The organism is Leifsonia sp. T36S-04 (assembly GCF_042465655.1).
In the GTDB taxonomy this organism is placed as follows: domain Bacteria; phylum Actinomycetota; class Actinomycetes; order Actinomycetales; family Microbacteriaceae; genus Leifsonia.
The window spans coordinates 2,974,805-2,996,635 of the sequence record NZ_CP146286.1; the positions used below are offsets into that span (position 1 = coordinate 2,974,805).

General features: G+C 66.8%; 21 protein-coding genes and 3 tRNA genes. 8 read left to right on the forward strand and 16 right to left on the reverse strand.

Annotation, left to right across the window (positions count from 1 at the left end; all coding sequences use genetic code 11):
* Positions 1–48: 48 nt before the first annotated feature.
* From P3F85_RS14435 to P3F85_RS14445, 3 genes are all read right to left on the reverse strand, one after another.
* A complete protein-coding gene (locus P3F85_RS14435) occupies positions 49–1,128 on the reverse strand; it encodes a hypothetical protein (protein WP_374008541.1) in 1,080 nt (359 codons plus the stop codon).
* Entirely contained in the window at positions 1,125–1,928 is an 804-nt protein-coding gene (locus tag P3F85_RS14440) for a hypothetical protein (protein WP_374008542.1), read from the reverse strand. Before P3F85_RS14440 ends, P3F85_RS14435 begins: the two co-directional genes overlap by 4 nt.
* Positions 1,929–2,354: 426 nt before the next feature.
* Entirely contained in the window at positions 2,355–2,552 is a 198-nt protein-coding gene (locus tag P3F85_RS14445; RefSeq protein WP_374008543.1) for a helix-turn-helix transcriptional regulator, read from the reverse strand.
* 103 nt (positions 2,553–2,655) lie between these two features.
* On the opposite strand from P3F85_RS14445, the gene P3F85_RS14450 reads away from it, so the two are divergent.
* Together P3F85_RS14450 and P3F85_RS14455 are read left to right on the forward strand one after the other, a co-directional pair.
* Positions 2,656–3,258: a helix-turn-helix domain-containing protein gene (locus P3F85_RS14450; RefSeq protein WP_374008544.1), complete on the forward strand. Its 603-nt coding sequence runs from the start codon at positions 2,656–2,658 to the stop codon at positions 3,256–3,258.
* A gap of 5 nt (positions 3,259–3,263) precedes the next feature.
* Positions 3,264–4,397, forward strand: a complete 1,134-nt coding sequence (locus P3F85_RS14455) for a tyrosine-type recombinase/integrase (protein WP_374008545.1) — start codon at positions 3,264–3,266, stop codon at positions 4,395–4,397.
* Here the strand turns inward: P3F85_RS14455 and P3F85_RS14460 are convergent.
* The 4 genes from P3F85_RS14460 to P3F85_RS14475 all read right to left on the reverse strand — a co-directional run bounded on the left by P3F85_RS14460 (position 4,394) and on the right by P3F85_RS14475 (position 8,909).
* The gene (locus P3F85_RS14460) at positions 4,394–7,321 is read right to left on the reverse strand and encodes an RNA 2'-phosphotransferase (protein ID WP_374008546.1); all 2,928 of its coding nucleotides are present in this window, start codon (positions 7,319–7,321) and stop codon (positions 4,394–4,396) included. The two genes, P3F85_RS14455 and P3F85_RS14460, sit on opposite strands and share 4 nt — an antisense overlap.
* Positions 7,322–7,659: 338 nt before the next feature.
* A tRNA-Met gene (locus tag P3F85_RS14465) sits at positions 7,660–7,733 on the reverse strand.
* A 33-nt stretch (positions 7,734–7,766) separates the two neighbouring features.
* Positions 7,767–7,838: transfer RNA gene (locus P3F85_RS14470), tRNA-Thr, on the reverse strand.
* A gap of 114 nt (positions 7,839–7,952) precedes the next feature.
* A complete protein-coding gene (locus P3F85_RS14475; protein WP_374008547.1) occupies positions 7,953–8,909 on the reverse strand; it encodes an aldo/keto reductase in 957 nt (318 codons plus the stop codon).
* 111 nt (positions 8,910–9,020) lie between these two features.
* Between P3F85_RS14475 and P3F85_RS14480 the strand changes: the two genes are divergently transcribed.
* The 3 genes from P3F85_RS14480 to P3F85_RS14490 all read left to right on the forward strand — a co-directional run bounded on the left by P3F85_RS14480 (position 9,021) and on the right by P3F85_RS14490 (position 12,774).
* On the forward strand, positions 9,021–9,863 hold the full coding sequence (locus P3F85_RS14480) for a pentapeptide repeat-containing protein (RefSeq protein ID WP_374008548.1): 843 nt from the start codon (positions 9,021–9,023) through the stop codon (positions 9,861–9,863).
* A 126-nt stretch (positions 9,864–9,989) separates the two neighbouring features.
* Positions 9,990–11,018, forward strand: coding sequence for a LacI family DNA-binding transcriptional regulator (locus P3F85_RS14485; RefSeq protein ID WP_374008549.1), 1,029 nt, complete (start codon positions 9,990–9,992; stop codon positions 11,016–11,018).
* Positions 11,019–11,046: 28 nt separating this feature from the next.
* Positions 11,047–12,774, forward strand: a complete 1,728-nt coding sequence (locus tag P3F85_RS14490) for a glycoside hydrolase family 13 protein (RefSeq protein ID WP_374008550.1) — start codon at positions 11,047–11,049, stop codon at positions 12,772–12,774.
* A gap of 37 nt (positions 12,775–12,811) precedes the next feature.
* Here P3F85_RS14490 and P3F85_RS14495 read toward each other — a convergent pair whose 3' ends face one another.
* From P3F85_RS14495 to P3F85_RS14505, 3 genes are all read right to left on the reverse strand, one after another.
* A complete protein-coding gene (locus P3F85_RS14495; RefSeq protein WP_374008551.1) occupies positions 12,812–13,624 on the reverse strand; it encodes an inositol monophosphatase family protein in 813 nt (270 codons plus the stop codon).
* Positions 13,625–13,797: 173 nt separating this feature from the next.
* A tRNA-Tyr gene (locus P3F85_RS14500) sits at positions 13,798–13,879 on the reverse strand.
* Between the two features lie 110 nt (positions 13,880–13,989).
* Positions 13,990–14,340 carry a helix-turn-helix domain-containing protein gene (locus P3F85_RS14505; RefSeq protein WP_374008552.1) on the reverse strand — a complete coding sequence of 117 codons (351 nt, stop codon included), beginning with the start codon at positions 14,338–14,340 and terminating at the stop codon, positions 13,990–13,992.
* An 18-nt stretch (positions 14,341–14,358) separates the two neighbouring features.
* Between P3F85_RS14505 and P3F85_RS14510 the strand changes: the two genes are divergently transcribed.
* Complete coding sequence (locus P3F85_RS14510; protein ID WP_374008553.1) at positions 14,359–14,631, forward strand: hypothetical protein; 273 nt, start codon at positions 14,359–14,361, stop codon at positions 14,629–14,631.
* Positions 14,632–14,666: 35 nt separating this feature from the next.
* On the opposite strand, the gene P3F85_RS14515 is transcribed toward P3F85_RS14510, so the two are convergent.
* Entirely contained in the window at positions 14,667–15,314 is a 648-nt protein-coding gene (locus P3F85_RS14515; RefSeq protein ID WP_374008554.1) for a heme oxygenase (biliverdin-producing), read from the reverse strand.
* A 115-nt stretch (positions 15,315–15,429) separates the two neighbouring features.
* Here P3F85_RS14515 and P3F85_RS14520 point away from each other — a divergent pair, with 115 nt between their 5' ends.
* Positions 15,430–15,918: a YajQ family cyclic di-GMP-binding protein gene (locus P3F85_RS14520; protein WP_374008555.1), complete on the forward strand. Its 489-nt coding sequence runs from the start codon at positions 15,430–15,432 to the stop codon at positions 15,916–15,918.
* Here P3F85_RS14520 and P3F85_RS14525 read toward each other — a convergent pair.
* The 5 genes from P3F85_RS14525 to P3F85_RS14545 all read right to left on the reverse strand — a co-directional run bounded on the left by P3F85_RS14525 (position 15,905) and on the right by P3F85_RS14545 (position 20,838).
* Positions 15,905–16,906: an alpha/beta hydrolase gene (locus P3F85_RS14525; protein WP_374008556.1), complete on the reverse strand. Its 1,002-nt coding sequence runs from the start codon at positions 16,904–16,906 to the stop codon at positions 15,905–15,907. The two genes, P3F85_RS14520 and P3F85_RS14525, sit on opposite strands and share 14 nt — an antisense overlap.
* Before the next feature lie 13 nt (positions 16,907–16,919).
* On the reverse strand, positions 16,920–18,317 hold the full coding sequence (locus tag P3F85_RS14530) for an FAD-dependent oxidoreductase (protein WP_374008557.1): 1,398 nt from the start codon (positions 18,315–18,317) through the stop codon (positions 16,920–16,922).
* Positions 18,318–18,347: 30 nt separating this feature from the next.
* On the reverse strand, positions 18,348–19,403 hold the full coding sequence (locus tag P3F85_RS14535; RefSeq protein WP_374008558.1) for a polyprenyl synthetase family protein: 1,056 nt from the start codon (positions 19,401–19,403) through the stop codon (positions 18,348–18,350).
* A 20-nt stretch (positions 19,404–19,423) separates the two neighbouring features.
* Positions 19,424–20,350 (reverse strand): demethylmenaquinone methyltransferase, encoded by a 927-nt coding sequence (locus P3F85_RS14540; protein ID WP_374008559.1) that lies wholly within the window; start codon positions 20,348–20,350, stop codon positions 19,424–19,426.
* A gap of 101 nt (positions 20,351–20,451) precedes the next feature.
* Positions 20,452–20,838 carry a PLDc N-terminal domain-containing protein gene (locus P3F85_RS14545; RefSeq protein WP_374008560.1) on the reverse strand — a complete coding sequence of 129 codons (387 nt, stop codon included), beginning with the start codon at positions 20,836–20,838 and terminating at the stop codon, positions 20,452–20,454.
* A 125-nt stretch (positions 20,839–20,963) separates the two neighbouring features.
* Between P3F85_RS14545 and P3F85_RS14550 the strand changes: the two genes are divergently transcribed.
* The gene (locus P3F85_RS14550; protein WP_374008561.1) at positions 20,964–21,818 is read left to right on the forward strand and encodes a polyphosphate kinase 2 family protein; all 855 of its coding nucleotides are present in this window, start codon (positions 20,964–20,966) and stop codon (positions 21,816–21,818) included.
* Positions 21,819–21,831: the final 13 nt, after the last annotated feature.

Genomic DNA, 21,831 nt, shown 5'->3' on the forward strand with positions numbered 1-21,831 from the left:
CGCGCACCTTCAGACTTCGTCGGTCAGGGCACCTGAATGTGCTGGTGGTTACAGGTATCCGAAAATTCGGTGGTGAAGTTCACGAGCACACCGAGCGACACGTGAGCGCGGGAGCGGCAATCGCTTTGACCAAGCGATGATCCGTGCGGGGCGTACGGGTCCAGCACGTGGATCAGCTGGACCGAAAGGGCGTCGGCACCGGTGAGGGACTGTCGGTTGATCGCGTAGAAGTCGACCGCCTTGCCCTTCCAGTGCGCGGACGCGGTCCCGGCGCCGGGGGTCATGCCCGTGCAGCGCCGGTTCAGGTCGCTGACTCCGACCTGCTGGAAGGACTGGACGGCGACGACGATCAGTCGGAGGACGTGCGGGTCGATCGCGCAGCCCGGGGGTCGCGGTCCCGTCCGCCATATTGATGACCTGCTGCTGGTAGCGCGGCTCGAGGAAATTCAGCTTCTTCGCCTGGATCGCACCAACCAGCACCGCGGCGGCGGCGCGGGCGTCCGCGGGCACCTGACAGGTTCCCGCGCTCGCGCCGGTCAGAGCAGCCAACACGTGCTCGGCCGACGTCCAGAACGGCGCATAGTGGTTCGGGTCGGCGTTGATCTGGACCGCGTGCGCAACGAGCGTTGGAGCGAGTGTCTGCCAGTCCGGGACGTGCAACATGCGTGTGTAGAACGCGGCGGCCGCAGTCGCCGGGTCCATCCGCTGCGTAGGAGCGCCGTATCCGGCCCCCTGCTGGAAGACGCCGATGGTGGTGTTGTCGACAGCGTCCCCATGATCGAGATTCCGCAGCCCGGACTCTCCGATAGCGACCATCAACGCGAGTGCCTGGCCATGTGGGGGCACGCTCATCTGCTGTCCGACGGTGATGATCGTGGCCGCGATCTTCAGTTGCTCCGGGCCGTACCCGTCCACGTTCTGGCCGGCTTCCACGGAAGGCGCAGATGCGCCGCACGCTCCCCCACCGCCACCGAACCCGTTAGCTCCTATCGCGATAACCAGGGTGACCGGGACAGCGACGAGCGCGACAGGGACGACCAGGACGATGACGGCCGCGACGATCATCAGGTTCCGAGTCGTCTTCGGATGGGCGACTGCCTGTGCGACGGCCGTCCCGACGCCGATCACGCTGCCACCTCCTGTTCGAGGACGGTCCGGGCGATCATCAGCAGCCGTTTCGCGGTCGCGATTCGTGCCCGCGCCGAGCCGGGATGGATTTGCAATCTCGCGGCGATGGTGCCGGCGTCGTCGCTGATCATCTCTGCGACCTCACGGAACCCGCCGATCTCGGGCACGCAGGATACGACCACGGACCCCGTCAGCGGTAGTCCCGCGTCCGCGGCCGCGAGGGCGGCGAGCACGGTTCGTGCGGTCTGGCACACACGGTCATGAATCGTGCGGACACTGCGCCTGGACAGGTGATGTGCTCCTGCCACCCGATCTGCGTCGCCGTCTGCCAGGCTCAGGTCGCTCATCACGTGCCAGTCGGATGGGCCGACGAAGTCGGCGACCAGCACCATCCACCGGTGTGCGTCGAACCGGCGGATCATCACCTCCAGCGGGTCGATTTCCGAGGCGGACTCGACGTCGTTCGGAACGTCGTCGATCGGGACGTGCTTTCGCTCGATCTCCCTCAGCACGACGTGGCGAGTGATGCCGAATACGAATGCGTGAGGCGACCCACGCTGCGGGTCGAATGTGGAGGATCGGTGCCAGACCGTCTCCCGGGCTGTCTGTAGAACCGCGTCGACCTCATTCGGCCAGCCGCGCAGTTGAAAGCGGACGTACGGCCGCAGGGTGTCGACTTCACGGAGCAACTCCGTCAGGCGGGCATCCGCACGCGTGCGGACTTGGGTTCCTTCAGCCACAAGTTCACAACCTTCCTTGAATGGAGGTGGCTTTTTGCGAAGGGCTCGGGTTCGGGTCAAAGACCCATCGGAACAAGCAACCGCCGGGCGCGGCCGTGTTCGGGACGGCCCGGCTGGGTGAAAAGGTGGTGAGCGTGGTGTGGGTGGCGGCGCCAGCGAGCTAGGTCATCGCCTGGGATCGCCTGGGTGAAGCGGAGAGTGCAGCGACTTCGACCCTGAGTGCGCGGAGTCATAGTCACGATGCGTTACCGCCGCCCTGACTCAATCTTTGAGCCGGGCGCCGCGCTCAGGCAGGTGAGAGACAGCCGCTCCATTTGCTGCCGGACGCTACCCCCGGACGGGGGTCAGTTCCGGTGTGCCACGCCGGAGTGGACGGCGTGTTCTACTGACAGCTCTCGCACTGTAGGTCGTCCATGGGGTCCACCGGCACCAGATAGTTGTCGATGGCGATGGCGGTAGCCGAGCGGGCTCCACTCTTTGGAGTCGTCACGCCAGAACTGCCGTCCCGGTCTGCACACTCGATTCCAGCCACGCGATCACCTCCGCCCGCTTGTAGATGACGCTGTGGGGCGTGGGCTTGTAGTAGCGGGGCCCTTTTCCCTTGTAGCGGAGCTGCGCCAGCGCCGCTACGGAAAGCCCGGTGATTTCGGCCACCTCGGTGGGCCGAATGAATTCTCCTGTCATCTCTTGATCCTCCGTTTCGACAACTAGAAGACTGTCTGTCTGTTGTATCGACGGTACAGCTCATTCTCTGTTTTGACAAGCGGAAAGGCGATAGCCTGTCGAAATGGTGGACTTCAGATCTGGGACGAGCATCGGAACGCGCATCAAGATGGCGCGCAGACAGCGTGGATACAGGACCACGCGCGAACTCGCAGATGCCGTCGAAGGCGGAAAAGTCACGTCGGCGATCCTCGAGAACATCGAGTCAGGCAGAAAGGCGGACATCAGCGTCAGCCAGCTGTTGAACATTGCGCGAGCGCTCAACGTGCCGCCATCGTTTCTGCTGGCTCCTATGGCCACTCCGGAACTCGAGCTGGACCTGCCGAATCTCAGCGCCGACTTTCAGGGAATGACGGCCGCCGAGTTCGACTGCTGGCTTTCCGCGACGCCGGCGAGCTTCTACCGGCCGCGATTGGCGGCAGAACGCACCGATATCAACCTTCTCGGAACGCTCAGAGAACTGGGCGTGCTCCAGCGCGAGTTCGAACGCTTGCAGATCGTGCTCCAGGTCCAGTTGTCCTCAGGCAGCCCTGAGCTGGTCAGCGGCACCGACGAGATACGGAGCCGTATCCACCAAACAACCGAAGAGGCTCAGCGCCTCGTCACTCTTCTCACGTCCGCAGGTGTCAGCGGTGTGAACATCGAATCTGCAGACCGCACGGACTAATCGCGATGGGGAGCATAACGGCCTACGAGTCGGCCGCGGGGAAGCGCTACCGCGTCCGCTACCGCAAGCCCGACCACTCCCAGACGGACAAACGGGGCTTTCGAACGAAGCGAGAAGCCGAGCTGTTTCTCGCCTCCGTGGAGACCAAGAAGGCCACGGGAGAGTACATCGATCCAACCGCCGCTCGGGCCACGGTGGATCGGCTCGGGCGCGTCTGGCTGGCGTCGCGCTCACATCTCAAACCGTCCTCCGCGTACGTCTATGAGTCCGCATGGCGCCTTCATGTGGAGCCGCGGTGGGGAACGACGATGATCGGCACCATCCGCCACAGTGAAGTGCAATCCTGGATCACCCAACTCAGCGACGGCACCGATACACAGAAGCCGAAGTCGCCGACCATGGTGCGCCGATGTCACGACATCCTCGCCGGCGTACTAGACACGGCCGTTCGCGACCACCTGATCCCGTCGAATCCGGCCCGCGGGGTCAAGCTCCCCCGGCGAAGCTCTCGCGAACATGTCTACCTCAGTAACGAACAGGTCGCGGCGCTACTGGCCGCCTGCGGTCCGCATGCGCTGATCGTCGCAACACTCGCCTACACGGGGCTTCGCTGGGGCGAAGCGACCGCGCTGAGGGTCCGCGATGTCGACACTAAGCGGCGTCGGTTGTCCGTGGTCGAGAATGCCGTCTACGTCAATGGGGCGATCGTGGTCGGCACTCCCAAGACGCACGAGCGCCGAAGCGTCCCCTACCCCCAATTCCTCTCCCAACCACTGGTCGAGGCATGCGCGGGCAAAGGCCGGGATGGGATCGTCTTCGACGACGGGCGCGGCGGGTACCAGAAGACGCCGACGATGGTCACGAACTCGTGGTGGGATCGCGCACTGGCGGAAGCCGACCTGCCGGCGATGACCATCCACGACCTGCGGCATACCGCGGCGTCTCTGGCGGTCAGCGCCGGCGCCAACGTGAAGGCGGTTCAGCGCATGCTCGGGCACGCGTCGGCGGCGATGACCCTCGACACATACAGCGACCTGTTCGATGACGATCTCGACGCTGTAGCAGCTCGACTCAATAGTGCAGCCGCCCGAACCGCGGGAGCAATATGGGCGGGAGATGGCATTTCACTCCGAGGTTAGCCGGTCCTAGCGATAGGAGCGCGCGCCTCGAGTTCGAAGCGCGCCAAGTCAATGATTGTTGTGACCTCAAGTTCGCCAGCGGGAACAAACGGAATCAGCCAGGTGTCTTCGGCAGCCTTAACTAGTTCCGGCAAGCTCTTGCCACGAACTCGAAGCAAGTGAGCCGCTGGCGAGTGCCTCTGAGCAGTCTGCAACGCTCGAATGGGATCAGTGGAGAGATGCACCATCTGTCGTCCCATTGGCCGCAAGCCTGCACGGGCTTCAAAGATCGACTGCATACTCGACGTGGGAGTCGCATGGTAGAGCCATCCAGGTGGCGTGGAAGCTTCATAGTCGGCTCGTCGGCTCAGAGAATGCCCATATGCAGCTCGGATCTCGCGTCCATCGAGTTGGAAACGGGGTTCACCTAGTGCGCCCGCGACAACGAGCAACTGTTCGGGAGTCACGTTGTGCCCGTTCGCCTGAAGCACTTCAGCAAGGTCCTCGACAAACATCCACCCCCCGCGAGTCGTCTGGGCGACCGGGTCGTGGCGCAAATGGTAGGACATGGCTTTGCTGATCCGGACTCGATCGTCGGGCTGGATCGACGTATACCTGGTGGGGTCGGCGAGCCCGGTCTTGACAGCCCAGGCGTCGAGGACCCTTCTGCACCACCGACGCAAATCATCGTTCGCACTTTGCGTTGACAAGGACAACAGCAACTCGTAGGCGTGGTTGCGCTGCTGCTCGGTCGACTTCTCATCGGTCAACAGGCCTACGGCTCGCGCAGCCGAACTGGCCTGGTACGCGACCACGTGTGACGTTTGAGTCTCGATCTCAGCCGCTCCCAAGTACTCGCGGAGCAGCAGTTCGCGGCTTGACCAGTCCGCTGGCGGAAGCGCTGGGTGATCGTCAACGAGTTGCGCGAGCTCGTACGTAAGCGGCCTTGCGCCCGTCGCTTCCAAGTCGACCGCGAGCACCCGTTGGTCATCGTTAACGAGCCAGTTCAAGGAATGCGCATCACGCCTCGGCACGCAGTCGACAGGACTTACGAGCTCCCACCAGGAGTTGAAGAGCGATAGCTTCTCCTCGCCAGCCAGCTTCTTAAGCCATCGACCCAGTTCCTTTTCCTTGATCTGGTTCCGGGATAGTCCCGGAACCTGGACCGCGCGGGCTTCCCAACCATGGATCAGCCCCAAAAACCGAGCAGAGCGTCGGAGCAGGGCCAGACGATCCGTTCCTACGTCGACGAGAGCGGAGCGAAGTGTTCGCCCGCGGACATATCGACGAACACTCACAAGCGATGCGCCACCCTGTGGCTGGCTCACCGACAGCTTTCCGATGTGTTCGATCACTCCGAAGCGCGGTGTTTCGTGGTGATTCTCCAGTTGCGCTGCAAGGAAGCGCGCTCGTGCCTCGTCGCGTGACAGCGCCTCCTGACTCGTCCGCTTGAAGACAAATGTCTGACCGGTGATGCCCGAGAAATCGTCGACCGTGTACGTCTCACCACCGCCACCCCGCCCACCTAGCCCGCTGACCCTGAGGGCTGGGTTGTTGAGAGCTCGCGCCGCAGCCATAGCGAATAATGCAGTGTGATCTCCGACATGTATTGCGTCCATGAGATCGGATGGTGACGTTGGGCTTGTAATTGAACTCGGTCCATGCGCCTCGATCTCGTTCGCGATTATGACTATTGGCTCGCTTGAAGTGGAGTCGAGATACTGCCTTCTCAGGAGAATATCCAGACCCCGAGAACGATACGCGGGATCGCTCTTCAGTTGTGCCAGCAAGAGTAGATCCTGTGCCTGCGCCAGCTGATCTCGGGCACCGTCCAAAGCCTTTTTGGTCCCGATCGGCCCCCTGAGCCGAATCGCGTCCTGCAGCAACGCTGCGGCTTCCTCGCCGGTTCGATTCCGCGCGACTCGCGACTCTAGTTCCGCTAGAAACTCGCGGTACTGATATTGACCCCGTTCTGCGTCAAACCGAAGCGCTCGAATGAGCTCAGGAGTGGCCTCGTACACAATTTCGGGGAGGTCGCGCGGCGTACGCAGCGCGAACGGAAGGCGCACGCCACGTAGCAGTTCCAGCTTGGATGCTCTTTGGCCTACGAAAGTACGTAGTGCCTTGAACATCGCGCAGCGGATCTCGTGACGAAGTTCGATCTGTCCTTGAGCATCAACTGCTGCGAAGGACTCATCTGCTTTCTCGAGAAACCTCGACCTTCCAGTGGTGGTCGCGTGGTCCGCCAAATTAAGCCAAATTTCGGCAACGATCAAGTGCCATGCCGGCCAATCATCTCGGGGCACTCGACGCGAACCGATGAATTGGGCGGCATCAGTGAGAAAGCTCTTGTCGCCAGTAGCGTGGTACAGCTCAAGTGACGCTTCGATTCGATGGACTGCCGTGGAGATGTCATCCGGATCCGTCGATGCGCTCACAAGATACCCAAGCGCCGTCTCGAGCTTGCTGACGTCGCCCGTGGAGAATCGCGCGGCGGTCACAACCAGTCTTCCGACTTGCCTTTGGATCCGAGCGAGAGTGCGCTCCGAGTTGGACTCATCAGCGAAGGGGACCAGCGACTCGAAGGCGGTAGCCGCGAGATCTGCCGCCCTCGCGAGAATGACGGGCTCGCTGAACCGGACCGAATAGACCTGCCTACGCAGCGCGTGGGCAACTGTCCAGCGCGCATCCACGATGGCGGCCGCAAAACTGGAGCCGCTCGAGCGTAGGTAAGATCCGACCTCCGCGCCGGCAGTTGCCATCCGGGCTTCGATGGTCAATGCAGCAAGCAGGGGAAGCTTCGAGCTATCGAGTGAAGTGAAACTGCGGACGAGGCTTGACGGCTCGGAGTCGAGTGCCAGCCATAGCCTAATCGAGTCGAGATCCGAGACCCGACGCCAAGCATCAATCTGTTCGTCAAGGACCAGTCCCAGACTCTCGATCACCCCAACAACATGAGCTACCGTACGCCTAGCTTGACCGCTGAGCGCGGCGTCCACACCTACCGCACCGCCGCGCTTGAACAGCTGTGCAACATCTGCTGGCGACGCTTGCCCCATTGCTCTCCCGATCCAAAGCGATTTCTGAATCATATGGGTCAGGGTCGGGTTCGGACGTCCGAATTACTTCCGCGCTGACCGCAAAGGCCACAATCCCAGGTCCTGTGCCTTCAGGTATCAGGGCAGAACGATTTCAAGTGTGGGCAAAATGTGGGCAAATCGCCCCAGGAACGAGAAAACGGCGACTGTTCGACAGCCGCCGTTCCCAGTGTTTATAAGGCTTGTAGCGGGAGCGGGACTCGAACCCGCGACACCACGATTATGAGCCGTGTGCTCTAACCACCTGAGCTACCCCGCCAAGTCATCTCCCCGTGGCGAGACGGGGAGACGGAGCCCCCTGTGGGAATCGGACCCACTACCTCTTCCTTACCAAGGAAGTGCTCTACCAATGAGCTAAGGGGGCGGAGCCGCCGCCAGCCGAGGCCGGCCGTTTTCGGCAACCGTACGAGGATACCATCGACGGCGGCCCCCTCCGTACCACGGAGGCCGACGCGGCACAGAGCCGGAACCGGGCGGCTCAGGCGGCCTTGGCGGCAGCGGACGCGACGTCGAGGGCCTCGAGGTCGCCGGCCGTCAGCTCCAGGGAGACCGATGCGAGCAGGTCGGGCAGCTGCTCGGTCGTGCGCGCACTCGCGATCGGCGCGGTGATGGTCGGCTGCGCGGCCAGCCACGCCAGGGCCACGGATGCGACCGACGCGCCGTGCGCAGCGGCGACCTCATCGAGGGCCGCAAGAACCGCACGGCCCGGCCCCTCGAGGTACTTCGCCGCACCGCCCGCGCGAGCGCTGTCGACGGTCACTCCGTCGCGGTACTTGCCCGTGAGGAAGCCCGCCGCGAGGGCGAAGTACGGCATCACGCCGAGGCCTTCCCGCTCGACGATCGGCCGGTACGTGGTCTCGTACGCCCGCTCGACCAGGTTGTAGTGCGGCTGCAACGCGACGGCGCGGTGGAGTCCCTCCCGCTCGGTGATTCGGAACCACTCCTCGATGCGCTCGGGCGAGTAGTTGGAGATGCCGATGTAGCGCACCTTGCCCGCGTCGACCAGTTCGGACAGCGCGCCGACGGTCTCCTCCAGTGGCACGGTCTCGTCGTCGAAGTGCGCGTAGTAGAGGTCGATGTACTCGGACTGCAGCCGCTCGAGAGAGGCATCGGCGGCGCGGCGGATGTTGTCGGCGGCGAGGCCCTTGAAGTCGGGATGCTGACTCACCTTGGTCGCCAGGACCACCTGGTCGCGGTTGCCGCGTGCGTCGAACCACTCCCCGAGGATCCGCTCCGAGTCGCCTCCGGTGTTTCCCGGAACCCACGCCGAGTAGCCGTCGGCCGTGTCGACGAAGTTGCCCCCCGCCGCGGTGTAGCCGTCGAGCACGTCGAATGACGTCTGGCGGTCGGCCGTCCAGCCGAAGACGTTGCCCCCGAGCGAGAGCGGGTAGACCTCGAGGTCGGACGAGCCGATGGTGCGGCGGGGTGCAGTCATGCGTGTCTCCTTCGTTTGTCCTTCTCCTCCACGCTAACGCCGGTCACCTGGCGCTATTCCGGGTCCTCCTGAGGTTGTGGAAAGGATGTGCGGGGCACGTACTGTGGACGGGTGCGTACCGCCGACGACACCCGACCCTCGCTGAGAGCCGATTGCTCGAACTGCGTCGGCCTCTGCTGCGTCGCGCTCGCCTTCGCCCGGTCCGCCGATTTCGCCTACGACAAGCCGGCCGGCGACCCGTGCGTCAACCTGGCTGACGACAACAGGTGCGTCATCCATCCCGAGCTCCGCGACCGCGGATTCAAGGGCTGCACCGTCTTCGACTGCTTCGGCGCGGGCCAGCAGGTGACGCAGAACACCTTCGGAGGCACGAGCTGGCGCGACGACGCCGAGACACGTGCGTCGATGTTCGCCGTCTTCCCGCTGATGCGCCAGGTCCACGAACTCCTCTGGTACGTGACGGACGCGCTCGCGCTCTCCGCGGCGGCCTCCCTGCACCCCGCGCTGCGCCGCATCCGGGCGACCGCCCGTGCCCTCGCGGACGCGCCGGCCGCGACCATCCTCGCCACCGACTTCGAGGAGGTGAGGGCTCCCGCCGCCCGGCTGCTTCGCGACGCGGCCCGCCTCACCCGCGAGGCCGGCCCGGTCGGCAGCGGGCCGACGCGCGTTCCGCGGTCCCGGATCCGCGCCGACGCCGATCTCCTGGGCGCCGACCTCCGGGGAGCGGACCTGCGCGGCGCCGAGCTCCGCGGAGCCCTCCTGATCGCCGCCGACCTGCGGGGGACGGACCTCTCCCGCGCCGAGCTCATCGGTGCCGACCTCCGCGACGCCCGGCTCGACGGCGCCGACCTCCGCGAGGCGATCTACGTCACCCAGCCGCAGGTGAACGCAGCGACAGGGGACGCCCGGACGATGCTTCCCCCGACCCTGGAGCGCCCCAGCCACTGGCACTGAGGGTCTGCGGCGGCGTAACCGAGTGCAAACGCTTCCACCCCACTCGCTATACTCCACGTGTGCGCGGTCACATCGCCGCGCCGGTGGGGGCAAGCGCTTCCACCGATCGTGACTTCAGGAGGTGGGATGCCCGGTATCGACGACGTCGCCCGCCGCGCCGGCGTCTCGACGGCTACGGTGTCCCGCGCCCTGAGCGGCAACGGCCCCGTCTCGGTGAACACCCGCGCCCGCGTCGTGCAGGCGGCCTCCGATCTCGGGTACGTGGTGTCCTCCGACGCCTCGAGCCTCGCATCCGGCCGCACTCGGAACATCGGCGCGGTCGTCCCGCACCTCAACCGCTGGTTCTTCACGTCCGTGATCGAGGGCGCCGAGCGCGTCCTCCTCCGCAATGGCTACGACCTCACCCTCTACAACCTGAGCGGTGACGGCGAGGAGCGGCGGCGGGTGTTCGAGCACCATCTGCTGCGCAACCGGGTGGATGCGGCCTTCACCGTGTCCCTGGAGCTCACCGGGCAAGAGGTCAGCCGCCTGCTCGCGCTCGGCAAGCCCCTCGTCGGCGTCGGCGGCCCGCTCCCCGGCGTCAGCACGCTGACCATCGACGACGTGGCGGTCGCCCGCCTCGCAACCGACCACCTGGTCTCGCTCGGGCACCGCCGCATCGCGCACATCGGCGGCTCGCACGAGTTCGACCTCGACTTCCACATCCCGACCAACCGGCGCCTCGGCTACGAGCAGGCGCTCACCGAAGCGGGCCTCCCCGTCGACGAGCGGCTGCACCGGGCGTCCGACTTCACGCTGCCCGGAGGCTACGAGGCGGCGAAGCAGCTCCTCGGCACGCCCCACGAGCGGCCGACCGCGATCTTCGCCGCATCCGACGAGATGGCGATCGGCGCCATCCTGGCCGCCCGCGACCTGGGGCTCAGCGTTCCGCGCGACGTCTCGGTGATCGGAATCGACGACTACCCCCTGGCCGAGTTCTTCGGGCTGAGCACGGTGGCTCAGCATCCCGTCCGCCAGGGCGAGCGTGCCGCCGAACTGCTCCTCGGCACGCTCGGCACCGGCCGAAGTACGGGCGGCGGTGCGGTCGTCGATCCGATCAGCCACACCGCTCCAGCCGACCTGATCGTCCGCTCCAGTACCGCCGTCCACCCCTGACCACCACCGCATCCACACGAAACACGAGGTGACCACCATCTCCGCAGCAGCCCCGAACCCCGGTTCCGCCCTCACCCCATCGGCCCCCGGCCGCGAGTGGTGGCGTTCCGCCGTCATCTACCAGGTGTACCCGCGCTCCTTCGCCGACTCGGACGGCGACGGGATGGGCGACCTCCCCGGCATCACCAGCCGGCTGGGCGCACTCCGCGACCTCGGCGTCGACGCTGTGTGGCTCTCACCGTTCCAGCGGTCGCCGCAGCGCGACGGAGGCTACGACGTCTCGGACTACCGCGACGTCGATCCGCTCTTCGGCACGCTCGCCGACTTCGACACCATGCTCGCCGAGGCGCACGCGCTCGGACTGCGCGTCATCATCGACGTGGTCCCGAACCACTCGTCCAGCGACCACGTCTGGTTCCAGGAGGCGCTGGCCGCCGGCCCCGGCAGCCCGGAGCGCGCCCGCTACATCTTCCGCGACGGCACAGGCGAGCACGGCGAGCTTCCGCCGAACAACTGGGAGTCGATCTTCGGCGGCCACGCCTGGACCCGCGTCACCGAACCCGACGGCACCCCCGGTCAGTGGTACCTCCATCTCTTCGACAAGTCGCAGCCCGACTTCGACTGGGAGAACCCCTGGGTGCGGGAGCAGTTCCGCGGCATCCTGCGCTTCTGGCTCGACCGCGGTGTCGACGGTTTCCGGGTGGATGTGGCGCACGGCATGATCAAGGAGGCCGGCCTGCCCGATTACACGCCGCCAGCCGGCATGGGCAGCATGGGCGGAATCGCTCTGGAGCCCGAGATCGCCGCGCACGCCGAGTTCGACCCGCCGACGCCGCCGTACTTCGCGCAGGACGGCGTCCACGACATCTACCGCGACTGGCACACAGTCCTGGAGGAGTACGAGGGCGACCGCGTCCTGTGCGGCGAAGCCTGGGTGGAACCGCTGGAGAAGCTGGCCCGCTGGGTGCGCCCCGACGAGATGCAGCAGACGTTCAACTTCGCGTACCTGGAGACGCCGTGGGATGCGGACGCCCTCCGCGCCGTGATCGACCGCTCCATCGCCGCCTTCAGCAGCGTCGGCGCCCCCAGCACGTGGGTGCTGTCGAACCACGATGTCGTCCGCCACGCGACCCGTCTCGCGCTCCAGGGCGAGAACCTGCAGGGCCACGGGATCGGCCCCACGACGACGGGTCTGCCCGACCCCGCGTTCGCCCTGCGCCGGGCCCGCGCCGCGACGGCGCTCATGCTCGCGCTCCCCGGCTCCGCCTACCTGTACCAGGGCGAGGAGCTCGGCCTTCCGGAGGCCATCGACCTGCCGGACGAGGCTCGGCAGGATCCCACGTGGTTCCGCACCAACGGCGAACGCTACGGCCGCGACGGCTGCCGGGTGCCCATCCCGTGGGACGGGGACGCAGCGTCCTACGGCTTCGGCCCGGGCCCCGCGAGCTGGCTGCCTCAGCCCGCCGTCTGGGCGGAGTACACGCGAACGTCGCAGGAGGGCGTCGCCGGTTCGACGCTGTCGATGTACGAGCGGACCCTGGAGTTGCGCCGCGAACACGATCTCGCGTTCGGCGCTCCCGAGTGGATCGAGCTGGGCGGCGACTCCCTCGCCTTCCGTACCGGCGACGTGACCGTCGTGGTCAACTTCGGGACCGAGCCGCTGACCCTCCCGGACGGCGCGGGCGAGGTCGTGCTCGCGAGCGGCGACCTCGAAGACGGCCTGCTTCCGCAAGACACCACGGTCTGGCTGGCCTGACCGCCGGAGAGGGAGTACACCGCTCCACGCGGCCGTCTCACTCCCAGTCGGCGTAGAAGCGGTCCGCGCGCGGGTGCAGCCGCTCGAACAGTCCGGGTGCGGCGGCCACCAGCAGCCTGCGGTCGGCCGGCCCTCCCCCGACCCCGGCGACGCGCGCGCCGGCCTCTGCGGCGATGAGCGCGCCCGCTGCGTGGTCCCACGGATTCAGCCCACGCTCGAAGTAGGCGTCCAGCCGTCCGGCGGCGACCGAGCAGAGGTCGAGAGATGCTGCCCCGATCCGGCGGATATCGCGGACGTCCCCGATCAGCTCGTCGACGAAGCGGGCCTGCCGTCGCCGCACCTCCGCGTCGTAGCCGAAACCGGTGCCGACGAGCGCGAGGTCCAGGTCGACTCCCTCGTTGACCCGAAGCGGCACGCCGTTCAGCTGCGCGCCGCCGCCCGCGGACGCCGTGAACGTCTCCTTCAGCACCGGATTCACCACCGCTCCGGCCAGCACGCGCCAGGTGGACGGGTCCGGGTCCCCCTCGACGACGGCGATGCTGACCGCCCACGCCGGGATGCCGTAGAAGTAGTTGACCGTTCCGTCGATCGGGTCGACGACCCACGTCAGCCCGCTCTCGCTGGCGCCGCCGCCCGACTCCTCCCCCAGGAATCCGTCCCGCGGCCGGGCCGCCGCGAGGGCATCCCGGATCAGCTGCTCGGTCTCACGATCGGCCCGAGTGACGATGTCGCTCAGCGACGACTTGGATGCGGCGATCTCGACACCGTCCTGCCTCCGCTGCAGAGCGAAGGCGGCGGCTCGCCGGGCGATGGTGGCGGCGATCTCGCGCAGTTCGACGTTGGAGGTCATGGCCCAAGCCTCTCAGATGCCGCCGCCCGCGGGGCGACTGCGGTCTCTCGTCACGTCTGCTGCTGCGCGCCGGACCGCACTCGTTCCGAACCGCCGCACTCATCGCGCGACCGCCCGGCGGCGGGGCAACGAAAACGAGCCCGGCCGAAGGGGCCGGGCTCGTTCGCGTGCGGTGGCGAGTGAGGGATTCGAACCCCCGAATGCTGAGCAGTCTGATTTACAGTCAGATCCCTTTGGCCGCTTGGGTAACTCGCCGGGGCGCTCCAACCACCAGTAGTCTCGTGATCGAAGGCGCCAGACAAGAATAGCTGTCGCGCGCCCGCACGCGAAATCAGCCACCGGCCAGCGGTCCGGACGGCGATGGGTCAGGCGGCGAGGGCCACCACACCCGGCTTCTGCGTGCCGGCCGCGGCCACCGCGGGCGCCAGCTCGGCGGCCGTCAGCACCTCCCGCGCGGCGCGGCTCTCCGGTACGAGGCTGAGCACCTGCGCTCCGCTGAACTCCGCGGCCGCGCTCGTCAGCAGGTCGCCCTCGCTGACATCGAGCACGCGGCACAGCGCGGCGAGGATCTCGGACGACGCCTCCTTGCGCCCGCGCTCGATCTCGGAGAGGTACGGGACGGACACCTGCGAGTGCTCGGAGAGCTCGCGCAGCGTCGTGCCGCGCTCCGTCCTGATCCGGCGGAGCACGGAGCCGATGGCGTGCCGCAGAAGCATGGCGCCAGCCTATGTCGGATGGCCCGGATCCGCTGCTGCGTGATCGACCCGTTCTGCTGTGGGCAGAATGCCGTGAGGATTCCGTGCGATCGCGACACCCCGGCGCGGCTGCCACGGATGTCGGTGGTCGGGCGCACAATCGTGGGCATGAGAACGTTGGAGATTTGCGAACGGTGCGACGGCACGGGGGCCGACCCCCGGCAGCACAGTGAGGAAATCACTGTCTGCGTCGAGTGCAGCGGCGACGGCTGCCACGTCACGTACTACGCCGAGCTGGCCCAGACGGCCTGATCGGCCAGACGGCCTGATCGGCCGGCCGACCCCGCTCAGGCCGCGGTCTTCGCCAGTGCCAGGTCGTCGAACAACTCGGTGTTGAAGCGGAACGCGAGCCCGACTTCGTCGATCACGCGGTCACGCTCGTCCGCGGTCCACTCGACAGCATCCAGTTGCGAGCGGTACGTGTCTTTGAAGAGCTTCGGCTTGGCGATGTCGGCGAAGACGTAGAAGCCGACACCGTTGGTCTCGAAGCCGTACTGCCGCTGCAACAGGGTGCGGATGATCTGACCGCCCGACAGATCACCGAGGTACCGGGTGTAGTGGTGTGCGATGAACCCGCCGGGCCAGCTCCGGCCGACCTCCCGGATGCGCGCGGTGTAGCGCAGTGTCGACGGGAGTGGAGCGATGCGGTCGGACCATTCTTCGCCCAGGAGGAACGCCAGGTCCGACTCGATCGCGGGCAGCCGGGTCAGAGCCGGGCTGATGAACAGGTTCGCGACCGGATCCGACGCCATCCGCAGCGCCGCCTCCTCCAGAGCTTCGTAAATGAAGTAGTGCTGCGACAACAACGAGATGTAGTCGCCGCGGGATCCCTTGCCGCTCATCAGGTCTTGCATGAAGACGGCGCCCTCGCTCTCCTGGTGCACCCCGCGGGTGCGCTCGCGAAGAGCCTGAGAGAAGGGGATGAGGTCGGCCAATCGGGACTCCTGACTGAGTAAGGCTTACCTCAGCCTGTCGCATCCCTCAGGGCAAGGCAAGGCGACTCGGTCACTCGTAGACTGGGAGCAGCTCAACCACGGAAGGACGGACACCATGGCAGACTCCTCGTTCGACGTCGTCAGCAAGGTCGACAAGATGGAGGCGGACAACGCCGTCAACCAGGCCCGCAAGGAAGTGGAGCAGCGCTACGACTTCAAGAACGTCGGCGCATCGGTCGAGTGGAGCGGCGAGAAGGTTCTGCTCAAGGCCAACACCGAAGAGCGGGTCAAGGCCGTGCTCGAGGTGCTCGAGTCGAAGTTCATCAAGCGCGGCATCACGCTCAAGTCGCTCGACACGGGTGCGCCGTACCCCTCGGGCAAGGAGTTCCGCATCGAGGTGGGACTCAAGAACGGCATCGAGCAGGACGCCGCCAAGAAGATCAACAAGCTCATCCGCGACGAGGCGCCCAAGACGGTCAAGTCGCAGATCCAGGGCGACGAGCTCCGCGTGAGCTCCAAGAGCCGCGATGACCTCCAGGCGACCATGGCCCTCCTGAAGAATGCCGACCTCGACGTCGCCGTCCAGTTCGTCAACCTGCGCTGAGGTAGCCGCGCATCCACCGCTCCACATCCCCATATGCCGCACGGCGGACGGGCGGCGCGGAGAGGAACACGTCGTGGAGCGCATCCTTCACCCATGAGACCGTGACCGTGGGCGCCAGACCGAGAGCACGCTCCGCGATATCCCGCACGACGAGCACGACGTCCGACCGCAGCATGTCGGGCGTCCAATACGGGAGCAGTGTGGAGCGGGCCGACAGCAGCGTGAGCACCGGTACGTCGATGGCGAGACCGGCGGCGACCCGCGCGTGTCCCGCCAGGACGGCCGTCAACCACGCGGGATGCACGGTGAACCCGCGCACCGGACGCCAGGCCAGGTCGTAGTCCCACTCGCCGTCCAGCGTGCGCGAGACCGTTCGCGTATAGAAGCCGAGATCGACGTTGGGCATGGCGGCTTTCGGATCGAGGCGCGCGTGCAGGTCGACGAGCGGGAGGAGCGCCGCGCGGCCGACGGAGTGCGCCTGGAACTCCAGCCACGGACTGTTCAGCACGAGTGCGTCAGCCCGGCCGGGGTGCCGATCGGCCCACAGGCTCAGCGTCAGTCCCCCGGTCGAGTGGCCGACCAGTATAAGCCGGCGCGAGCGGGATTCTCCCTCCTCCGCGCCGTGGCCGATCGCCGCCAGCGCGGCTTCGATGTCCTCATCGTAGGTCGCGAGGTCGTCCACGAAGCCGGGAGTCTGCCCGGGACGGAGGCTGCGACCGTATTTGCGCAGGTCGAGGGCGTGGAAGCGCGCGCCCTGATCGTGCCAGAAGCGGGCCAGCTCGGTCTGGAAGAAGTAGTCCGACCAGCCGTGCACGTACAGCACGTCGCTGCCGGCCGCCACGCCTCGATGGAGGTGGAGGTGCGGCGGGGGCGAGTAGCGCACGAGGGTGGCCACGACCTCCCCCTCGCCGTCGGACGTCAGCGGAAGGGTCAGCTGCTCGAAGGGCGCCCCGAGAACATCGGTTCGCCATTCGCGCGCGGTGGCCATACTCGCGGCGGGGCTACTCGGCCGGTCCGCTCACCGCTGGGCCACTGCCGACGGGCGCGCGGTTCGACACGCGCACCATCTCGTCGCGCGGCACGACCTTGACGCGCACGCGACCGCGTTCGGAGCCGAGCGCCTGCTCGTGGGTGTCCAGGTTGTGCCAGCCGTCGAGTGTCGTGAATTCCACACCACGCTCGCGCAGGAGGTTCTCCACAGATTGCTCGGAGGGGTCTGCCGGAGACCACCAGTTGCCCTGATCGTTGATCACATGCTTGATCGTCTCCATGGCGTCCGACTTGGTGTGACCGATGAGTCCGACCGGACCCCGCTTGATCCACCCCGTCGCGTAGACGCCGTACATGCGCTCGTTGTCGCCCTTGCGCAGCACCTGGCCCTCGTGGTTCGGGATGACGCCGTGCTTGCGGTCGAAGGGGATGCCAGGGAGCGGCGAGCCGAAGTAGCCCACCGCCCGGTAGAGCGCGTCGATCTCGAGTTCGCGGATCTCGCCGGTGCCGCGCACTCCGCCCTCGCCGTCGGGAGCGGTCCGCTCGTAGCGGAGCGCGCGCACGTTGCCGTGGTCATCGCCGACGACCTCGAGCGGCTTCGCGTAGAAGTGCAGGTGCAGCCGACGGGACGCCTGCCCCACCTCGCGCTGGCGCCACTGCTGGAGCACGCGGTCGATCACCATGACCTGCTTGTTGCTGGCTACTGCCGCTTTCGACTGCTCGTCGTAGTCGAAGTCCTCGTCGTAGAGGATCATGTCGACATCGCGCAGCTCGCCGAGCTCCCGCAGCTCCAGCGGCGTGAACTTCACCTGCGCCGGTCCGCGCCGCCCGAACACGTGAACGTCGGTCACGGGAGAGCTCTTCAGCCCCTCGTAGACGTTGTCGGGAATCTCCGTCGGAAGGAGATCGTCGGCGTGCTTGGCGAGCATGCGCGAGACATCGAGCGCGACATTGCCGTTGCCGATGACGGCGACGGACTTCGCCTCCAGCGGCCACGTGCGCGGGACATCGGGGTGGCCGTCGAACCAGCTGACGAAGTCGGCGGCACCATACGACCCGTGGAGTTCGACGCCCGGGATGTCGAGGTCCGCATCCCGCACCGCGCCCGTCGCGAAGATGACGGCGTTGTAGTGGTGCTTCAGGTCGTCGAGGGTGATGTCCCGGCCGTACTCGACATTGCCGAAGATGCGGATGTCACCGCGGTCGAGAACGTCGCGCAGCGCCGTGATGATGCCCTTGATGCGCGGGTGGTCGGGGGCTACGCCGTAGCGGACGAGACCGTAGGGTGCCGGGAGCTGTTCGAAGAGGTCGATGGAGACATCGAAGTTGCGCTCCGCCTTCAGCAGGATGTCGGCGGCGTAGATCCCCGCCGGCCCGGCGCCGACGATGGCCAGTCGAAGTTTGGTCATGCGTTGATTCCTTCTGGTGTTGCGTGCGGCTCAGCTGGAGCGCTCGACGATGGTGTCCGCGAACCGGACGAGTGCCTTCTTCACCGGGCCGTCCGGGAGCGGCGCGAGCGCCTCCACGGCCTCGCGCGCCCAGCGGTGGGCCTCGTCGAGGGTCTGGCGGGTCACGTCGTGCTCGCGGAGGGCCGCGATCGCTTCGATCGCGGCGGGGGTCACTTCGCCGTCTTCGGCCGAGCCGATGACGTCTCGCTCCAGGCGTTCGAGAAGGGCTGCGGCTTCGGGGTCCGACGGCGCCCGCTCGCGCAGTCGAAGCACGGGCAGGGTTGCGACACCGGCGCGCAGATCATTGCCCGGGGTCTTGCCCGTCTCGGCGACGCCCTCGGACGACAGATCGATGACGTCGTCGATCAGCTGGAAGGCGACGCCGATCTTCTCGCCGAAGACGACGACGGGCTGCTCGTACTCGCTCGGGGCGTTCGAGAAGACGACGCCCATCTGCGCCGCGACGGCGATGAGCGAACCGGTCTTGTCCTGGAGTACCCGGATGTAATGCTCGATCGGGTCTTCGCCGTCCTGCGGACCGATGGTCTCGTGGAGCTGGCCGAGGCACAGCCGCTCGAAGGTGTCGGCCTGGAGTTCGATGGCCCGGACGCCGAGCGCGGACACGAGCTTGCTGGCGCGGGCGAACAGCAGGTCTCCCGTCAGGACCGCGACCGAGTTGCCCCAGACGAACTGTGCGCTCGGGACCCCCCGGCGCATCTGCGAGTCGTCCATGACGTCGTCGTGGTAGAGCGAGGCGAGGTGGGTGATCTCGACCGCCTCGGCGGCCTGGATGACATTCTCGTTGGTGCCGTCGCCCAGCTGAGCAGCCAGAAGCGTGAGCATCGGACGTACGCGCTTTCCACCGGCTTCGAGCAGATAACGGGCGGTCACGTCGGCGAGATTGTCCGCGAAATGCATCTCGCGGTGCAGTCCCTCCTCGACCTGGGCCAGCCCGTCGTCGACGGCGTTCGCCATATCCCGGTCTTCACCGCGGATGAAGATCCGCTCGGTGAAGCCGAGTTGGCCGGTCAGGGATGCGCGCCGCATCGCGGGGACACTTCGTGGCACTACTCCCCCTCGGGCGAAACGGTGGACGCAGACTGTTCGGAACCGGCCGGTGCAACGGATTCCGGTGCCGGCTTGGGCTTCGCGGTCGCGGGCTTCTTCGCGGCCGCCGGCTTCGCGGTAGCGGGCTTCACGGCCGCCGGCTTCGCGGCCACCGGCTTCTTCGCGGTCGCGGGCTTCTTCGCAGGCGCCGGCTTCTCGGCCACCGGCTCGGCAGCAACCGGACGCTCGGGCTTATACCCACGGTGAAGCGCCACGATACCTGCGGTGAGGTTGCGGAACGCGACCCGCTCGAGTCCTGCCTCGCGCATCCACGTGGCCAGCTCGCGCTGGTTCGGCCACGCCTGGATCGACTCCATCAGGTACTCGTAGGCGGCGGGGTTCGAGCTGGCGACCCGGGCGAGCACGGGCATCCCGTACTTCAGGTACGCCGAGTAGCCGGCGCGGACGGGAGCGAGCGGGGGCTGCGAGAACTCGCAGACCACGACGCGGCCACCCGGCTTGACCACGCGGTAGAACTCGGCGAGCGCCTTCTTCGGGTCGACGATGTTCCGCAGTCCGAAGGAGATCGTGACCGCGTCGAACGAGTCGTCGTCGAACGGAAGCGCCATGGCGTCGGCCTGCACGAAGCGGACGAAGGGATTGCCGGCCTGACGCTGACGGCCGACCTCGATCATCCCCTCGGAGAAGTCGGCGGCGACGACCGAAGCGCCGTTGCGCGCGAGCGAGGCGCTGGAGGTCCCGGTCCCGGCCGCGACGTCGAGGATGGTCTCCCCGGCTCGGGGATCGACGGCGCGCGTCGTCGCCACGCGCCACAGCGCCGCATTGCCCACCGACAGGACGGCATTCGTCCGGTCGTAGCGCGTCGACACCTGGTCGAACATGGCGGCGACCTGGGCGGGCTGCTTGCTGAGGTCGGCCTTACTCACTCCACCAGCTTAGGCTGCGGCGTCGGCGGCGTGCATTCGGCGGCCCTGAATGCACGCCGAATGATCAGCGAGCACGGGCGACGGACGCGCTGGCGCTCCGCTCAATACCGCTGTCCCAGCGCCTTCGCGCGCAGGGCGTCGAACTCTCCGCTGCTGATGACCCCCTGGTCGAGAAGGGTCTGCGCCTGCTGGATGTCGGCGGCGGGCGTCGCCGAAGGCGTCGGATGCTGGCCCCAGGTGTCATCCTCGGGAACCGTCGCGTGTCGCGCCTGATTGCGCTCCGCCATCCCCCGCCCGCGCGCGATCAGGTAGACGAGCAGCGTGATTCCCGGCAGGAACACCAGGAAGATCACCCATACGGCCTTCCACCACCCGTTCAGCGACTGGTCGCGGAACAGATCCACCAGCACCGTGAACAGGATCATCAGGAACGCGACGAACGCGAAGATCCAGAAGACGTATAGGAACACACTCCAGAACGAGTTCATCTCGGCCTCCTCTATCGCGCACAACGTAGTGCTGCGCCATCACCCTCGGCTAGAAGGCAAATCTGCGCGGACCACGCGGACACACCGGGGACTACCATGGGCGTCCCGGCGACGAGGAGGCGGCCATGAGCGACACCGAGGACTGGACCACCGAGCCCTACGAGCTCCTTCGGGTGCGACCCGGCTTCACACTTTCCGAACAGGCCACCGACGGAACCCCCGGATTCGATGGGGACAAGAAGGACGGCGAGAAGGCCCTCGCGAGCGGAGGCGGCATCCTGGCCGACCTTCAGGAGCAGCTCTTCGCCTGCGGGCGGGAGGGCGAACCACGTTCCGTCCTGCTCGTCCTTCAGGCCATGGACACCGCGGGCAAGGGCGGAATCGTCTCTCACGTGATCGGCGCCATGAATCCGGGCGGCGTCCATTACGCCGGCTTCGGCAAGCCCACCCCGGAGGAGCTCGCGCACGACTTCCTCTGGCGTGTCTGGCGCCAGGTCCCCGCGGCCGGCCAGGTGGGGGTGTTCGACCGCTCCCACTACGAGGACGTGCTGATCGGCCGCGTACGACAGTTGGCGCCGCCCGATGAGATCGAGCGGCGCTACGGTGCCATCAACGCGTTCGAGAAGGAGCTCGCCCAGTCCGGCACCACGGTCATCAAGGTGATGTTGCACCTGAGCAAGGACGAGCAGAAGAGGCGGCTCGCTTCCCGCCTGGAGCGACCCGACAAGTTCTGGAAGTTCAATCCCGCCGACGTCGACGAGCGCTTGCTATGGGACGAATACCAAGAGGCCTACCAGGTCGCCCTCGACCGCACGACCTCTGCCTACGCGCCGTGGTTCGTGGTCCCCGCCGACCACAAGTGGTACGCGCGCCTCGCCGTCCAGCAGCTGCTCATCCACGCGCTCGAGAGCCTCGACCTGGAGTGGCCGCGCCCGGACTATGACGTCGAGGAGCAGAAGCGGCGCCTCGAGCAGTCCTGAGGACGCCGCACTC